The following is a 16,135-nucleotide window of genomic DNA, read 5'->3' on the forward strand; positions in this document are numbered from 1 at the left end:
TGGGCTCGTCCTCAAACGCCGGACGGGCTGGGAAGGGGCCCTCGTCCTCAAGCGCCGGACGGGCTGAACATGCCGACCTCCAGCGGTTCGAAGCCGATGCACGTGCGGGACCCGTCGTCCGCCCACAGCACCTCGATGCTGTCCGTCTCCACCGTCACCGCGGTCACGGCGGCGGACAGCGGGGCCGGATCGGGCTCCGCTGAGAGCGTGGCCAGGGCGGCGTACAGCCCCGTACTCTCCGCACCGGCCGTCAGGCGTGGAACGCGCGCCCAGCGGCTGAAGGCCGTGCCCTGCGGTGCACGGACGTCGTCGACGTCCTGCCAGCCGTGCAGCGGGTGGAGGGCCGATGCGAGCGGCTCGTCGGGCCCGGTGGCCCAACCCGTCTGCGTGACGCGGGCCCCCGCCGGGGCGCCGACCACGCGGTGCACCCGCAGTTCGTACCGTCCCCGCACCACCGTGACGCTCTCCACCCGCAGCCCCGGCACCATCGGCGGGCCCGAGACGAACACGGGAAGGTGCCAGGAGGCCGCCCAGCCCCAGCCGTCACCGTCTCCGGCACCCAGCGGCCGGATGCGGCGGCGGACGCTGCGGACCCCGGCGATCTCCACGGAGAGGTGGTTGTCAGGGACGTTGGCCTTCGCCGTGGGCCCGGTCCGTGTCGAGTACGCCAGGCGGCCGTAGTGCGGGTCGTCCTCGGCGGCCGACTCGCCCTCGTGCGGCCGGACATGGTCGCTGCCGTGGTTGTGCAGCCGGACGATGCCGTCCGCGCGGGTGCTCTGCAGCAGCAGACCGGGAGCGGGCAGTGCCAGGACGCGGTCGGCGTCCTCGCTGGGAGCGCTCTCTTCGGTCGCCGTCCACAGCGGATGGTCCGCGGGAGCGAGCAGCGACACGAATGCTTTCGACGCCCAGTACGGCGAGGACGGGCCCGAATAGGTCTGCAGTGTCGCCTCGTGGGGGCCGTGCCACCCGAGGCTGAGCAGGCCGTCGTCGCCGACCGCGCCACGGTCGAGGAAGTACCGCAGAGATCCGCTCAGCAGGCACCGCGACGTCCCCGGTGTGAGCGGGGTGTGGCCCGTGAGCGCTCCCAGGGCCACCGCCGCGCCGGCGGCGAAGCGGTACGACAAGGAGCGTCCGAAGTGGAGCGGGGCGCCGTCGCCGCCGAAGAACAGCCCGAAACCCTTCAGATGTTCACGCAGCCGGGCGCCGTAGAGCGCCGACATCTCCGTGTCCTGGGCGAGGTGCGCGTGGAGCACGGGGTAGAGGTGCAGCGCCCACCCGTTGTAGTGGTCGAAGGCGCGGCCGTCGCCGTCGGCGTACCAGCCCTGGCCGCGGTACCAGGTCTCCAGCAGCTCCAGGGCCCGCTCGTGTGCGCGGGCCGTCTCCGCGTCGCCGCGGCCGACCGACTCCAGGAACCCTGCCACGGTGAAGGGGAACAGGTACCAGTTGTTCGGCGCGGGCACATGGCGGATCGCGCCGCGCAGCCACTCCTCGGCCCGGTCCTGCACGTCCGGCTCCAGCCGGTCCCACAGCCACGGCCGGGTCAGCCGCAGCCCGAGGGCCACGGACGCCGACTCGACCATCGGCTGGCCCTGCACGTCGTGGTCGAGGATCAGCGGCCAGGACTCGGCGTCGTCCCGGCCGGGGGTGCGCGTTCCGGCGGCGATTCCGTCCGCGTAGCGGTCGAGCCACCCGTGCGGGTCCTTGCCGTCCGCGCCCGCCACGCGGAACGCGGCCGCGAGGAAGGTGCGGGCGTATCCCTCCAGGCCGTCTGATCGGACACCCGACCGTGACGGCCGTCCCGGCAGGTCGAGCAGGGCGCCGCCGGGCGTGGCCCACCGCCAGGCGGCGCGCAGCAGCCCGTCGGCGGCGGCTTCCCAGTGGGCCCGGGTGTAGCCGGTGTACGGGCTGAGGTCGCGGTCATCTTCAGGGAGTTGGAGCGGCGAGCTCATGCGAGGAATGCCAGCCTTTCGCGTCGTACGGGATGGGCGAAGCCGTCGCCCGCGGCCCAGCGTCCGGCCTCGCTGACGGCCAGCTCTGCGAGCCGGCGCCATTCGTTGCCCTGGGAGCCGGCGAGGTGCGGGGTGATGAGGGCGTTCTCGCAGTCCCACAGCGGATGGTCCGGCGGCAGCACCTCGGGCTCGGTGACGTCCAGGACGGCACGGATCCTGCCTTCCAGCAGGACGTCGGTGAGCGCGTCCTGGTCGACGACGGCGCCGCGGGCCGTGTTGATCAGCACGCTGTCCGGGCGCATGGCGGCGAGCAGTTCGCGGCTGACGAGGCCTCGGGTGGTGGGCAGCAGCGGGGTGTGGACGCTCACGATGTCGCTCTGCGCGAAGAGTTCGTCCAGACGGGCCGGGCGGGCGCCCAGCGCGGTCACCTCGTCGTCGGGGACGTACGGATCGTGCAGCAGGATCCGCAGATCGTACGGGCGCAGCAGGTCGATCACGCGGCGGCCGACGAGCGAGGCGGAGAGGATGCCGACGGTGCGCTGGTAGTTGCCCACGCTGGCGGGCGTGCGCAGCCAGTCGTCGCGCCGCCGGGCCGCGCGGTAGTCGCGCGCCCGTTCCAGAACACGCTTTCCGGCCAGCAGGATCATCGCGACCGTGTACTCGGCAACCGGCAGGGCGTTGGCCGAGGCCGCCGACGACACCTCGATGCCGCGCTCCCAGCAGGCATCGGTGATGTGCGGCCGGACCGAGCCGGCGGTGTGCACGACGGCACGCAGCCGGGGCGCGGCATCGAGCACGGCCTGGTCGAGGCGTGGGCAGCCCCAGCCGGTGACGAGGAGCTCGACGTCCGCGAGGACGGTACGGGCCCGGTCGGTGGTGAAGTCGTCGAGTACGGGCAGCGGAGCGAGGTCGCACACCTCGCCGAGCGCGGCCAGGGACGCCGGATCGAGCACGGCCGCCGCGGCGTCCTGCGACATGGCGAGGGCGGCACGCGGACGCGGCCGGGCACGTGTGCCTGGTGCTGAGCTGGCCATCTGACTCCTGGAACTCCCATCTCCTGGAACTGCCGTACGGAACTCGCCGCGGCCTGCGGTCATTTGACGGCCCCCGCCGTGAGCCCCGACCGCCAGAACCGCTGCAGCAGGACGAAGGCGAGGATCAGCGGCACGATCGCGAGCAGCGAACCCATGATGACGACCGGGTAGTACTCGGGCGATACGGTGGCGGAGCTGTTCCACTGGTAGAGGCCGAGGCTCACCGGGTACAGGTCCTGGTCGGACAGCATCACCATCGGCAGGAAGAAGTTGTTCCAGATGGCGGTGAGCTGGAACAGGAAGACGGTGACGAGTCCGGGCCCCAGCATCCGCAGCGAGACCCGCAGGTAGGTCGTCAGCTCGCCCGCGCCGTCGACGCGCGCGGCCTCCAGCACCTCGTCCGGTACGTAGCCGTGGCTGAAGATCCGCCCGAGGTAGACGCCGAAGGGATTGAACAGGACCGGGATGAAGACCGCCCAGAAGGTGTTCACCAGCCCGGCGCCCGAGGCCATCAGATAGAGCGGAAGCGCCAGCACGGTCTGCGGCACCATCACCGCGGCGAGGACCAGACCGAACAGCTTCTCCTTGTGCCGGAAGCGGTACTTGTCGAAGGCGTAGCCGCAGGCCACGCTCACCAGCGCGCCGACCGCGGCCCCGACGACGGCGTACAGCAGGCTGTTGACGTACCAGCGTCCGTACAGCCCGCCGTCCATCGTGAACAGGTCGCGCAGATTCTGTACGAAGGAGAAGTCGCCGAGCGACAGCAGGTCGCTGCCGAAGAGCGCGTCCCGGTTCTTGGTGGCGGCCAGCACCAGCCACAGCACCGGCAGAAGCGTGTAGAGGACGGAGAGGGCGACCACGGTATTGACGGAGGCGCGGCCCAGCAGGCGGGGACGCAGCGCGGTGGTGTGGGATGCGCTCATCGGGCGGCCTCCTCGGCGGAGCCTGCGCGGCTGGTCCAGCGGGTGATCCCGTAGGAGAGGGCGATCGTGCACATCAGCAGCACGACGGAGGCGGCCGCGGCCAGGCTGTAGTTGTTGCGGGTGAACGCGGCGTCGTAGATGTACATGCTCGGCGAGAAACGCGAGTTGATCATCGGTGAGGACTGGCTGAGCAGCATCGGCTCGGTGAACAGCTGCAGCGCCCAGATGAGGGTGAACATCCCGACCACCACGATCGACGAGCGCACCAGCGGCGTCTTGACCAGCAGCGCCGTACGGACCGGGCCGGCGCCGTCGACCACCGAGGCCTCGATGACCTCGCGGGGCACGGCCTGCAACGCGGCGTAGAAGACCACCATGTTGTAGCCCAGGTTGCTCCACAGCGCGATGTTCACGATCGACGGGAGCACGGTGTGCACGCCGAGGAAGTCGACCGTGATGTCGGCCTTGCCGAGCAGCTCGATCACCGGGCTGATGCCGGGCGTGTACAGATACAGCCAGATCAGTGCGGCGATGATCCCCGGCACGGCGTGCGGCAGGAACAGCCCGAGCTGCGCCCACGACCGCAGCCGGACCACACCGGAGTCGAGCAGCAGAGCGAGTGCGAGGGCGCCGATCACCATCAGCGGGATGTAGATCAGGCAGTACAGGGCGACCGTGCCGAGCCCCGACAGGAACGTCGGGTCGGTCAGCACGGCCGCGTAGCTGCGGAGCCCGACGAAGACGGTGCGCTCCGGGCCGAAGCCGAGCCCCGGCTGGTCGTCGCTGAAGAAGCTCAAGCTCACGGCGGTCCCGACGGGGATCAGGAAGACCGTCAGCAGAAGCAGGAAGAACGGCGTCATCAAAACGGCGCACGCGGCGAGTTGACGGCGGCGGGCCGCCTTGCGGGAGCCGTGCGCGGCCGTGCCGGAGGCGCGGGCGTCGCCGCGGGCGGCGGCCGTGGCGCGGGACGTGGCTGTCGTGGTCATGGGGTGTCACCTGCCTTTCGAGCGGGCGCAGGGAGGGGGCGAGGCTTCGCTGCTCAGCGAAGTCACGGCGCTCACGTGCTGTGTCCGGCCGGGAGCCACAGCGCTCATGTGCTGTGCTCGGTGGTGGACAGCCCCAGCGCCTTCAGGTCGGGCATGGTGCCGTCCTGCGCCGCGCGCACGGAGCCGATGAGCGAACCCTGACCGCCGCTGGCTCTCGCGAAGCCGTCCTGCATGACCCGCTGGGTCGCCGTCATACGCGGTCCCCAGACCCAGCCGTCGCGGATCCTGCCCGCCTGCTCCTCGAAGAGCGTGTAGATGTCCTGGCCGTCGTAGTACGAGCGGTCGAAGGCATCGCGGCCGACGGCGACGAGGTCCGGGGCGGCCGGGTACTGGCTGCTGGTGCCGCTGGACAGCCGGGCACGCAACGCGTCGGGGTGGGAGACCTGCCACTCGATGAACTCCATCGCGGCTTCCGGGTGCCGGCTGTCCTTGGTGACCGCGAACGTGGAGCCGCCGTGGGTGCCGACCACCGGCCGGTCCGGGTCCCACTGGGGGAGCGGTGCGATCTTCCACTGGCCCTTCTGCGCCGGCCGCGCGTTCATCTGCGCACCCGCCTCCCAGGCGCCGCTGAGCCGGGTCAGCACCAGGCCCTCCCCGATCTGGGCGTCGCTCTGACGGCTCTCCACCGCGTTCATGAAGACCACGTCGTCGTCGACCAGCCGCTGCCAGTACGCCGCGACGCGCCGGGTCGGCTCGTCGGCGAGCGAGACGTTCCACGCACCGTCGCGGGTGTCGAACCACTGGGCGCCCGCCTGCCAGGAGTAGGCGGCGAACTGCATCGCCCCGTCCGTGGGGAAGAGCACGAGCCGCTGGTCGCGCGCCTTGCGCCCTACCGCCCGCGCGGTCTCCGCGAACTCGTCCCAGGTACGGGGAACCCGGAGGCCGTAGTGGTGGAAGAGGTCGGTGCGGTAGTGCATGACCATCGGCTCGACGTCCAGCGGGACGCTGTACTGCCGCCCCTGAAACGTCGTCAGGCCGAGTGCCTGCGGCAGCAGCTTCGCGCGGAGCCGGTCGCTGACGAGCGAGGTGATGTCCCGGGCGACGCCGTCGATGGCGAAGCCGGGCACCTGCGGGTACTCGATGGTGGCGACGTCCGGGGCGTTGCCCGCGCGGGCGGCGTTGCTGAGCTTGGCGTAGCCGCCCTGGCCGCCCGAGGGGATCTGCTGGAAGTCGACCTGGATGCGGTCGTGCGTACGGTTGAACGCGTCCACCACCTCCTGACTGCCGCGCAGTGCCGACCAGAAGGTGATGCGTGTGGTGGTGCTGGTGCTGCGCGATCGCCGGTTCTCGCTGCCTCCGCTGCAGGCGCCGACGGCACCGGTCAGCGGCAGCGCGGTGATCGCGGCGAGCACGGATCGACGGCTCTGTCGACCGGGCATGGATGCCTCCCGCGGCTCCTTTTCGGGACACGGGAATACTGATCGCCTGACCGGTCCGGGTCAATAGACCGATCAGAAGATCGGGAAAGCGGTCAAACGCTCACTCCAGGACGGGAATGGGCAGCGCCGAGCCGCGCACCTTGAGCTCGGGCAGCAGCTCGATCCTGCGCACCGGCTCGGACCCCGCCCCGTGCGGACCCGCCAGCCGGTACAGCAGCAACTCGGCGGCCGCGCGCCCGATCGCCGCCTTCGGCGGGGCCACGGCCGTCAACGGCGTACTGCCGAAGGCGGCCACCACGTCGTCGTACGCCACGACGGAGCAGTCCTGCGGCACCTTCACGCCGCTGTCCGTGAGGTGTTGAACGAGCATCAGAGCGTCCACGTCTCCGTGCAGCACGGCGGCCGTTGCGCGGCGTTCGCGCAGCAAGGCGGCGAGATCGACGTGGATGTCGCCGGCTGCCGAAGCGGTGGCCTCGCCGGGCGGTGTGCCGGAGTCGCGGGACGGGCCCGTGCCGCCGCCGCCCGGCGCGTGGGCGCCCTCGCCCCACGCAGGTGCGCCGTCGGCCGGTGCGCCGCCGCTAGGACCGCTCGACGGAGCGGTGCCCCCGTCGGCCGACGTCGCACCGCGGCTGGAGGAGGCCGGTGCCCCGGCGGCCGCCGAACGGCCCCGGCCACCCGGCCTTGGCACGGCGTCCGGGGAGCTCAGCGTGATCGCCCAGTCCTCGATCTCCGGGCGCCCGGCGGCGATGTCGGCGAAGGCCGCCCGGACGGCGCGTGCCGTCGGGCTGTCGTTCCGCGCGGCGAGCATGATCCGCCGGTGACCGAGCGAGACGAGATGGTCCACGGCGAGATGGACCCCGTACCAGTGGTCGGAGCACACCGAGTCCAGCGCGTGCAGCGCACTGCCGGGCCGCGGCCGACGCTCCATCAGCACCGTCGGCACGCCCACCTCCGACAGCCAGCCGTGGTCCGCCTCCTCGGCGGCGGCGCTGCGCCACCGGGGAGCGATCAGCAGCCCGCGTGCGCCGCCTGCCAGCGCGCGTTCCACCAGCGGGCGTTCCGCCCCGGGCACCTGCGGGGCGATGTGCAGGGCGATACGCAGCCCGGCCTTCTCGAGGACCGGCCGCGCGCCGTGCAGGGTCTCGAAGAGATACGAATGGCGCTCCGGTACGACCAGCGCGACCGTGTCGCCGTCCGCGGGGGGCTCGTCGGGTGCCGGGCTCTCCTCGACGGGAGCGACCGACCGCGCCACGCCGTGACCGCGGCGCAGTTTGCCGGCCCGCGCCAGCTCCTCGACGTCCCGGCGGATCGTGATCACCGAGACGTCCAGCTCGGCGGCGAGATCGGTGACGCGGGCCGCGCCGCGCGACTGGACGACCGCCAGGATCCGCTGACGCCTGAGTTCGACCGGCTCCCGCATGACGGCCCCCTCGCCGTGTCCGTGCGCATGTGCGTTTGAACGGTTCGGGGCGCAGCATAACGATCGGTTGCCCCTGGTTGTCCACACACCGGCGCTGCGAGGCCGTGCCTGCCCGGCCGTGGCGGCCTCGCCGGTCATGCAGGCGCGTCGCCTCCGGACGGCTTCCTGTTCCGGCGCCGGACCGCCACGAGGACACCGGTCGCCAGCGCACCGGACACCAGGACGGCCGAGCCGGTGCCGGCGATCGCGACAACGGGCCAGTCAGCCTTCCCGGGCCGGCCGCCTTCGGCCTTCTCGGCCCGCTCGTTCTGCGGGTCCGGACCGGTCGGCTCAGCGGCGGCGGCCGGACGCGTCGCTGACGGAGGCAGCAGCGATCCGACGGGCCTGACACCGCCCGCCGCGTCGAAGCCCCAGTCCAGCAGCTCCCTCGCCTCCTCGTACACCGCCTGTCCGCTGGACGACTGGGGGTTCATGACCGTCACCAGCAGGGTGCGCCCCTCATGGCGGGCCGCCGCGATCAGGGTGTATCCGGCGTTGCTGGTGTAGCCGTTCTTGATGCCGATAAGACCGGGATAACGGCCCACGCCGTCGGCACCGGTGAGCAGCCGGTTGGTGTTCGCGATCGGGTACGTGGACCCGTCGTCGCCGGGGAAGTCGGCCTCGGCGGTCGAGCAGTACCGTACGAAATCCGGGTCCCGCAGCCCTGCCCGTCCGAACACGGCGAGGTCGTACGCGGAGGAGACCTGCCCCGGCTCGTCATAGCCGTCCGGAGTCACCACGTGGGTGTCCCGGGCGCCGAGAGCGCGTGCCTTCGCCTGCATCTGCCGGACGGTGGTCTCCACCCCGCCGTTCATGGCCGCCAGCACATGTACGGCGTCGTTGCCCGACATCAGGAAGACTCCTCGCCACAGGTCCGCCACCCTGTACGTCAGTCCGGGTGAGACCCCCACCAGGCTGCTGCCCTCGCCGATGCCGGCGAGGTCCTTGTCCGTGGCCGTGTGGCGTGCGCGCGCGTCGAGACGCGGCAGGACCGTGACGGCGAACAGCGTCTTCAGCGTGCTGGCGGGCGGCAGCCGGCGGTGTGCGTTCCGCGCGGCGAGCACTTCGCCCGTGTCCGCGTCGGCCACCAGCCAGGACAGTGCGGAGAGATCGTCGGGCAGGTCCGGTGTGCTCCTGGCGGCCCATACTTTCGTCCCCGGTCCGTCCAGGATGGAACGCGGGGGAGCGGGCCGGGGCGGGGGCGGCGCCGGCTCCGCCCTGGCGACCGCCGCCGCCGGCGTGGGCAGGAGGACGAGCGCGCCGGTGACCAGGGCCACGGCGCGGATGACGGATGAGCACAGGAAGCGTCTGACTGCCATTCAGTCACCGTAGGAAGACGGGGTCGGGTTCGCAGAACGGCTTGATCCGGGTGGGTGCGGCCGGGTGGGGGTACGGAGTGGGCCGCGCTGGAAAGGGGGCGCCGGTCAGGCCCTTACACGGTCGAGGGATGCTTGCACCCTGGACACCGTTCGCCTCTGCCCCAGGAGCCCTCCATGAGAGCCCCGGACCCCACGCCGGACCCGCGCAACCACAACGGCGCAGCGCCGAAGGCTTGTTGCAGCCCCGGCCGTGGCCCGCGCACCGGCGCGGCGGTGGACCTGCCCGCACAGCCGACCGGGCGGATGCCGGAAGCCCCGCGTCCCGTACGGCGGATGGCGGAGCTGCCCGGTGGCGCGTTCCGAATGGGTGACGCGTTCGGCGAGGGCTATCCGGCCGACGGCGAGGGCCCGGCCCGCGAGGTGACCGTGGCGCCGTTCGCCATCGACGTCACCGCCGTCACCAACGCCGACTTCGCCGCGTTCGCCGAGGCCACCGGCCATGTCACGGACGCCGAACGGTTCGGCAGCTCCTTCGTCTTCCACCTGCTCGTCCATGACGAGGCGCGGGCGCATGTACTGGGCAGCGTGGCCCAGGCGCCGTGGTGGCTCGGCGTCGCCGGGGCCTCCTGGCGCGCGCCCGAGGGCCCGGGCTCCGACGTCGAGGACCGGGCGGACCACCCCGTCGTCCATGTCTCGCACGCGGATGCCCTCGCCTACTGCACCTGGGCCGGGGTGCGGCTGCCCACCGAGGCCGAATGGGAGTACGCGGCGCGCGGTGGGCTCGAGGGCGCCCGCTATCCCTGGGGCGACGAATTCACCCCGGCCGGCCGGGAGATGTGCAACACCTGGCTGGGCGAGTTCCCCCACCGTTCGGACCGGCCCGGCGGCCGGACAGGGACGGTGCCCGTCACCGCGTACGAGCCCAACGGATTCGGTCTGTACAACACGTCCGGCAACGTCTGGGAGTGGTGCGCCGACCTGTTCAGGCCGGGCGTGGGGACACCTCCCGCGCTCCTCGGCCAGCAGGAGAGGGTCATCCGCGGCGGTTCCTACCTGTGCCACGCCTCATACTGCAACCGCTACCGCGTGGCTGCCCGCTCGCACAACACCCCGGACTCCTCGACCGGCCACGGCGGCTTCCGCTGCGCCCGCGACCTCGTCCCTGCCTGACAGGCGGGTACCTGCTGTCGCAATGCCACGCAACGGCCGGAGATGGCCGAAGAGGACCGAGGGCACCAGGTACGTGCCGAAGGCTGCCGTCCGTCACTGTTGTCCCTCGAACACCGGTAGTGTTCCGCACCAGTTGTGTGACAGAGGGCAGAGCGCTACGGGAGTCGGGCACGTGCAGACGGGGACGGGTGCGGAGAGGTTCCAGCCGCTTCAGGACGATGATCCACGTACTGCAGGGCGATACCGTCTGGTGGCGCGGCTCGGTGCCGGGGGTATGGGGCGCGTCTACCTGTCCCACACACCCGGCGGACGACCGGTCGCCGTGAAGGTCATCCGTCCCGAACTCGCGGACGACGCCGACTTCCGTGACCGGTTCCGGCAGGAGGTGGCCAACGCCCGCCGGGTCAAGGGCATATGCACCGCGCCCGTCCTGGACAGCGACACCGAAGGGCCCATGCCCTGGCTCGCCACCGCCTACGTACCCGGCCCCTCCCTCGCGGAGGCCGTCAAGGAGCACGGGCCGCTGCCCAAGGAGACGGTGCTCCTGCTGGCAGCGGGGGTGGCCGAGGCGCTCCAGGACATCCACCGCGCCGGGGTCGTGCACCGCGACCTCAAGCCGTCGAATGTGCTGCTCGCGGCCGACGGTCCCCGCGTCATCGACTTCGGTGTGGCGCGCGCCGTGGACGCCACCGCCCTCACCCACAGCGGGTCCGCGATCGGCACGCCGGCCTTCATGGCGCCCGAGCAGGCACTCGGCGGCGAGATCACCGGTGCTGCCGACGTGTTCGCGCTCGGCCAGATCACCGCCTTCGCCGCGACCGGCGCGGGTGCCTTCGGCGACGGCCCCTCGCACGGAGTGCTGTACCGCATCGTGCACGAGGAGCCCCAGCTGGGCGAACTCCCCGACGCGTTGGTGGACCTGGTGGCGGGCTGCCTGCACAAGGATCCGGCGCGGCGGCTGACACCGGCCGACGTCATACGCCTGTGCGCCGCCGCCAATCCGGAGGGCGGCCTGCGCCGCGGCCAGAGCTGGCTGCCGGCGTCCGTGGTGGGGCAGCTGGCGGAGCACGTCGCGCGCGAGCCTCAGCAGCAGCCGTCACGGGCGGCCACCATGAGCACCATGGCCCTGCGCATCCCACGGCAGAGCGGCCCGAGGCAGGAGAGCGCGTTCCCGGGCACGGGAGGAGGCGGCCTGCTCGACGAAGAGGCCGGTTCGGATGGTGCGTCCCCGGGCCTGGGAGCGGCCGGCGCAGCGTGTGGTGCACAGGCCGCTTTGGGTGCCGCGTCCCCAGAGGGTGGTGCAGGCGCCCCGCTGCACTCCGCGCCGACCAGTGCCGGCGTCGCGGGGTCTGAATCGCGTGGCCGTACCAAGCGGTGGGGGCTCGTCACGGGCGGCGCGGTCGTCCTGACCGCGGCCACGGCGACCGGGGCCCTGTTCCTGTCCGGCGTCCTGCGTCCCGACGAGCGGCCGGAAGACGTGACGGCGCAGGCGGGGCGGTCCTCGAGCCCCACGGCGGGGCAGCAGCCGACCGGTTCCGGTCACCCGTCCGCGTCGCCGTCGAAGAAGTCCAAGGCGAAGCAGAAGCCGAACGCTTCCCCGTCCCCGACCCGTACCTCCCCGCCCGGCTCCGCCGAGCCGGCCACGTCACCGACAGCGGCCGCCTCCCGCAAACCGACCGCGACGGCCGCCGCCCAGCCGGCCCCCGTCACCTACACCGGCATCCGCATGACGGCCAGCCATGACCTGTACCTGGCCGACAACCCCGTACGCTCCAAGGCCGACACGGGCACCAGTGACGAGGACTTCACGTACGCCGTGTACTCCTCCGGCGCCGTCGTGGCCCCCGGTTCCACCAGCCAGAGCCAGATGACCCGCCTGGCGCCCCGCGCCGCGGGAACGCTGGATTCGTGCCTCGCACAGACCGGCAGTGAGAGTTACGTCTGGGTGAAAGACCTCGCTGTGGGCGACCGGCTGTGCGTGATCAGCGGCACTGGCCACGTCGGCCTCATCACCTTCCGCGGCACGGCGCCCTCGCCGGATACGACGGACTACATCACGGTGGACGTCAAGGTCTGGCGTGACGCGGTGGACCCTGTGGCGGGCTGAACGGGCCGCGCGCGCGCATGGCGAACCGGCGAGGATGCGGGCCGCCGTACGCCCACGCCGAAGGCGCACGTCAGCGAAGCAGCAACTGGACGATGGCCACGGTGCCGACCGCCACGATGATGCCGCGCAGGACTGCGGGGCCGAGACGGCGGCCCGCCGCGGCCCCGATCTGGCCGCCGACGGCCGAACCGACCGCGAGGAGTACGACAGCGGTCCAGTCGAATGCGGCGGCGAAGAGGAAGAAGACCGCGGCGACTGCGTTCACGACGGCGACGAGAACGTTCTTGATGGCGTTGAGGCGTTGCATGCTGTCGTCGAGGAGCATGCCCATCAGGGACATGTAGATGATTCCTTGGGCGGCGGCGAAATAGCCGCCGTACACGCTCGCCAGGGTCAGCCCGGTGAACAGCAGCAGGCCGCCGTCGGGGCGCATGGACTCGCCGTTCAGTTCGCGGCGGTGGCGTAGTTTTCTGCTGATCCAGGGCTGGAGGACGACCAGAACGAGAGCGAGGCCCACCAGGACCGGCACGATTCTCTCGAATGCCGTCGCGGGCAGGGCCAGCAGGAGCGTGGCGCCCGTGAGACCGCCGACGAGGGCGCCAGCACAGAACTTCAGGATGCGTCGGCTCTGCCCGCTGAGCTCCTTTCGGTAGCCGATGGCCCCGCTGATCGAGCCGGGGATCAGGCCGAGTGCGTTGGAGACCGTCGCGGTGACGGGCGGAAGCCCGGTCGCCAGCAGAACCGGAAAGGTGATCAATGTTCCGGAGCCGACGACTGCGTTGATGGCGCCGGCACCGATACCCGCGCCGAAAACGGCGAGCATTTCCGCCGCCGTCACGCGTCGCCTGATTTCACACAACCGCCGCCCATGCGGATGTCGGGCGCCGCGGCGGGCACGCTGCCGAGATATGCGGTGTTCACGATGCGAGCATAGAAACCGAATGCTTCGGCAGGGGCCGAAGTGTCACGGGCGATAATCGGCGTATGGACGCGGTTACGCGCGATGCTGCTTCACCACATGCCGCTTCACGACATTCCGCTTCACGACATTCCGCTTCAGCAAGGCCCACGTGACATGCAGCTGCTGACTTTCGGCCACGGCACCGCCGGCGCGGTGGAGATGACGCGGCTTCTGCATGGCGCCGAGGTGCGCCGACTGGTCGATGTGCGGACGGCGCCGGCCAGCCGGCACAACCCCGACGCCAACCGCGACGCGATGTCACGCTGGCTGCCGCAGGCCGGTTTGGGCTACCGCTGGGAGAAGCGGCTCGGCGGCTGGCGCAAGGCTCGGCCGGACACGCCCGACACCGCGCTGCGCAACCGTGCGTTCTGCGGGTACGCCGCCCATATGCGCTCCCCGGGGTTTCTCGCCGCCATCGAGGACCTGCTCGTCGAGGTGGCCGCAGAACGCACCACGGTCATGTGCGCGGAGTCCGTGTGGTGGCGCTGCCACCGCAAGATGATCGCCGACTTCCTGGTCCTCGCCCGCGAGGTCGAGGTTCTGCACCTCATGCACGACGGCAGACTGCAACGGCACATCCCGAGCCCCGAGGCGCGCGTGCTGCCCGAACTCCGCCTGCTGGTCTATGACGCGGGCCAACCTCCCCTCCCCGGGTGACGGATCTGTCGGCGGGGCAGCCCGCGTCCGTCGGCGGGTCAGCCTCGCTTGCCTCCCCCGTCCTCAGGACCCACCGCTGAGCGTGTCCCGCAGCAGCGTGACCAGGTCATCGGGTTCGGCTTGGCCGAGTTCGTCGAATGCGCCCGACCTGCGTCCCAGCAGGACCCCGATCAACGCCGCCACCACGATCTCGGCCCGCAGACGCGGCCGGTCCAGCCCCTCGCGGGTGAAACGGTCGAGCAGCGGCTCGACCAGTCGGGTGCGCAGTGCCGCGCGGGCGGCGTCCTGGGCTGCGGGGGCGCTGTGCGGCTGGACGGCGACCTGGGTGATCGGACCGGGGCCGCGGAGGTCGACCCGTTCGAGGAGTTCGAGGAGCCGGTCCGGGTCCAGCAGGTCGGCCGGAACCGCGTCGCCCGTCGCGTTCTGCAGCGTGGCGACGTACAGCTGGGTCTTGTTGCCGAAGTAGCGGGCGATGAGGGCCGGGTCCACGCCCGCGCGCTCTCCGATGTCGCGGGTCGTGGTGCGGTCGAATCCCCGCTCGGCGAACAGCTCGCTCGCCGCCCGCAGCAACTGCTCACGGCTGCGCGCCGCATCGCGGCGGCGCGCCGGCGTTCCGTCGCTCACCGGTCGACCGAGCTGTGTCGCGTGCCGCCGTCCTGGTGCGGCAACGTGCCGGCGTCTGCATGCTTCGCCGGCTTCTGCCCACCAGCGGTCAGCACCGTCCGCGTGCCGCCGCCACGCGACCGGATCAGCAGGTAGCTCACCAGGCCCGTGGCCACCCACACGGCGCAGGCAAGCAGTCCGGCCGTCCGGTAGCCGTCGTTCGACGGCAGTGCCTGGCCCGCGGCGGTGTGGGCCTGGAGCACCACCGCGCTGAGCGCACTGCCGGTCGAGTAGCCGATGTACTTCACGACGTGATTGAAACTCATCGCGCTGCCGGTTTCCCGCGCCGGCACCGCACCCACGATCAGTGCGGGCATGACCGAGACGGTGATACCGATGCCCAGCCCGGCCAGGGCCATGGTGACGAACACCTGCCACAGGCTGTCGCGGGCGAGCACGAAGGAGAGGACGGCCACGAGGGAGATCAGGCAGCCCAGGGGCAGGAGCCGGGCGAGCGGGACGGTGCGGCTCAGGACGCGCACCAGCCGGCCAGCTGCCAGGCTGCCGGCTGAGAACGGAACCAGCACCAGTCCCCGGCGTCTGCACGAACCGGGTCACCAGTGACATCAGCAGGTACATTCCCACACCGCCCACCACAGCGGTGAGGTTGGCCGCGAGCACCACCCGGCCCCGGACCAGCCGTACGTCCACCAGCGGATGCGGCGTACGCAGCTCATGGACGACCCACCAGACCAGCAGCAGCACCGACACGACGGCCAGTACCAGCAGACGGGCCGACGCCCAGCCCCAGTGCCCGCCCTGGGTGAGCGCGAACAGCAGCCCTGCCATGCCCGCGGCCAGCAGCACGGCACCGAGCACGTCCAGTCGGTGCGCCGGGCGCTGCGGCGACGGAGGAAGGGCGACGACGGCGGCGGCCAGGGTCACGGCGGCGGCGATCGCCGCGAACCAGAACCCGGCGTACAGGCCGAGGTACTCCGCGAGCAACCCGGTCACGGGGTAGCCGAGACCGATGCCCGCGGCGGCTGTGAGCGACAGCGTCGCCACCGCCGACCGCGACCGCTCCGGCGGCAGCGCGTCACGGGCCGTGGCCATGGCCAACGGCGTCAGCCCGATCCCGAGACCCTGGAGCGCCCGGCCCGCGATCAGCGCGCCGAAGCCCAGCGGCAGAGCCGCCAGCACGCTGCCCACCAGCACCGCGGCCAGGCCGGTGAGGATCACCTTCCGGCGGTGCGGGCCGTCGCCCAGGCGCCCCATTGTCGGGGTGGCGACGGCGCCGACCAGCATCGTCACCGTCAACGACCACTGCGCACTGGACAGGGACACGTCGTCCACGGCGGCGATCGTCGGGATCAGCGGAGCGCCGAGGCTGCTGACGATCGCGACCAGCAGGCCGAGGGAGACCAGTACCGGAACCAGCGCCCGTTGCCGGGGGAGTGAGGGAGTGCGCGGCGGTTGCACAGACGGGCAAATCTTGTCATCGAGTGATGTCATCGCTTGATGACATGCT

The 16,135-nt window shown here is 71.8% G+C and carries 13 protein-coding genes and 1 pseudogene; 3 read left to right on the forward strand and 11 right to left on the reverse strand.

All coding sequences use genetic code 11. The features are described from left to right. Positions 1–47: 47 nt before the first annotated feature. From STSP_RS14330 to STSP_RS14360, 7 genes are all read right to left on the reverse strand, one after another. Complete coding sequence (locus tag STSP_RS14330) at positions 48–1,949, reverse strand: DUF2264 domain-containing protein (RefSeq protein ID WP_067277044.1); 1,902 nt, start codon at positions 1,947–1,949, stop codon at positions 48–50. Further along, complete coding sequence (locus tag STSP_RS14335; RefSeq protein WP_067277047.1) at positions 1,946–2,983, reverse strand: hydroxyacid dehydrogenase; 1,038 nt, start codon at positions 2,981–2,983, stop codon at positions 1,946–1,948. The genes STSP_RS14330 and STSP_RS14335 overlap by 4 nt, the downstream gene beginning before the upstream one ends. A gap of 59 nt (positions 2,984–3,042) precedes the next feature. After that, entirely contained in the window at positions 3,043–3,906 is an 864-nt protein-coding gene (locus tag STSP_RS14340; protein WP_067277049.1) for a carbohydrate ABC transporter permease, read from the reverse strand. After that, complete coding sequence (locus tag STSP_RS14345; protein ID WP_067277051.1) at positions 3,903–4,892, reverse strand: carbohydrate ABC transporter permease; 990 nt, start codon at positions 4,890–4,892, stop codon at positions 3,903–3,905. Before STSP_RS14345 ends, STSP_RS14340 begins: the two co-directional genes overlap by 4 nt. A gap of 104 nt (positions 4,893–4,996) precedes the next feature. Next, positions 4,997–6,331: an ABC transporter substrate-binding protein gene (locus STSP_RS14350; RefSeq protein ID WP_067277053.1), complete on the reverse strand. Its 1,335-nt coding sequence runs from the start codon at positions 6,329–6,331 to the stop codon at positions 4,997–4,999. Between the two features lie 100 nt (positions 6,332–6,431). Then, the gene (locus tag STSP_RS40170) at positions 6,432–7,751 is read right to left on the reverse strand and encodes a substrate-binding domain-containing protein (protein ID WP_078067166.1); all 1,320 of its coding nucleotides are present in this window, start codon (positions 7,749–7,751) and stop codon (positions 6,432–6,434) included. Positions 7,752–7,885: 134 nt separating this feature from the next. Continuing rightward, a complete protein-coding gene (locus STSP_RS14360; protein WP_067277055.1) occupies positions 7,886–9,109 on the reverse strand; it encodes a D-alanyl-D-alanine carboxypeptidase family protein in 1,224 nt (407 codons plus the stop codon). Positions 9,110–9,283: 174 nt separating this feature from the next. On the opposite strand from STSP_RS14360, the gene STSP_RS14365 reads away from it, so the two are divergent. Further along, on the forward strand, positions 9,284–10,279 hold the full coding sequence (locus tag STSP_RS14365) for a formylglycine-generating enzyme family protein (protein ID WP_456300503.1): 996 nt from the start codon (positions 9,284–9,286) through the stop codon (positions 10,277–10,279). A 274-nt stretch (positions 10,280–10,553) separates the two neighbouring features. Beyond that, on the forward strand, positions 10,554–12,386 hold the full coding sequence (locus STSP_RS14370) for a serine/threonine-protein kinase (RefSeq protein WP_232789631.1): 1,833 nt from the start codon (positions 10,554–10,556) through the stop codon (positions 12,384–12,386). A 70-nt stretch (positions 12,387–12,456) separates the two neighbouring features. Here the strand turns inward: STSP_RS14370 and STSP_RS14375 are convergent, their stop codons facing one another. After that, entirely contained in the window at positions 12,457–13,224 is a 768-nt protein-coding gene (locus STSP_RS14375) for a sulfite exporter TauE/SafE family protein (protein ID WP_067277062.1), read from the reverse strand. Between the two features lie 237 nt (positions 13,225–13,461). Here STSP_RS14375 and STSP_RS14380 point away from each other — a divergent pair, with 237 nt between their 5' ends. Further along, positions 13,462–14,004, forward strand: coding sequence for a DUF488 domain-containing protein (locus STSP_RS14380; protein ID WP_067277390.1), 543 nt, complete (start codon positions 13,462–13,464; stop codon positions 14,002–14,004). A gap of 63 nt (positions 14,005–14,067) precedes the next feature. Here STSP_RS14380 and STSP_RS39625 read toward each other — a convergent pair whose 3' ends face one another. The 3 genes and pseudogenes from STSP_RS39625 to STSP_RS40180 all read right to left on the reverse strand — a co-directional run. Beyond that, positions 14,068–14,628, reverse strand: a complete 561-nt coding sequence (locus STSP_RS39625) for a TetR/AcrR family transcriptional regulator (protein WP_067277065.1) — start codon at positions 14,626–14,628, stop codon at positions 14,068–14,070. Beyond that, entirely contained in the window at positions 14,625–15,149 is a 525-nt protein-coding gene (locus STSP_RS40175) for an MFS transporter (protein WP_232789646.1), read from the reverse strand. Before STSP_RS40175 ends, STSP_RS39625 begins: the two co-directional genes overlap by 4 nt. A gap of 412 nt (positions 15,150–15,561) precedes the next feature. Then, a pseudogene (locus tag STSP_RS40180) lies at positions 15,562–16,119 on the reverse strand (MFS transporter); the annotation flags it as partial. Positions 16,120–16,135 lie beyond the last annotated feature (16 nt).

Origin of the sequence: Streptomyces jeddahensis (assembly GCF_001642995.1) — a bacterium.
Lineage (GTDB): Bacteria > Actinomycetota > Actinomycetes > Streptomycetales > Streptomycetaceae > Streptomyces > Streptomyces jeddahensis.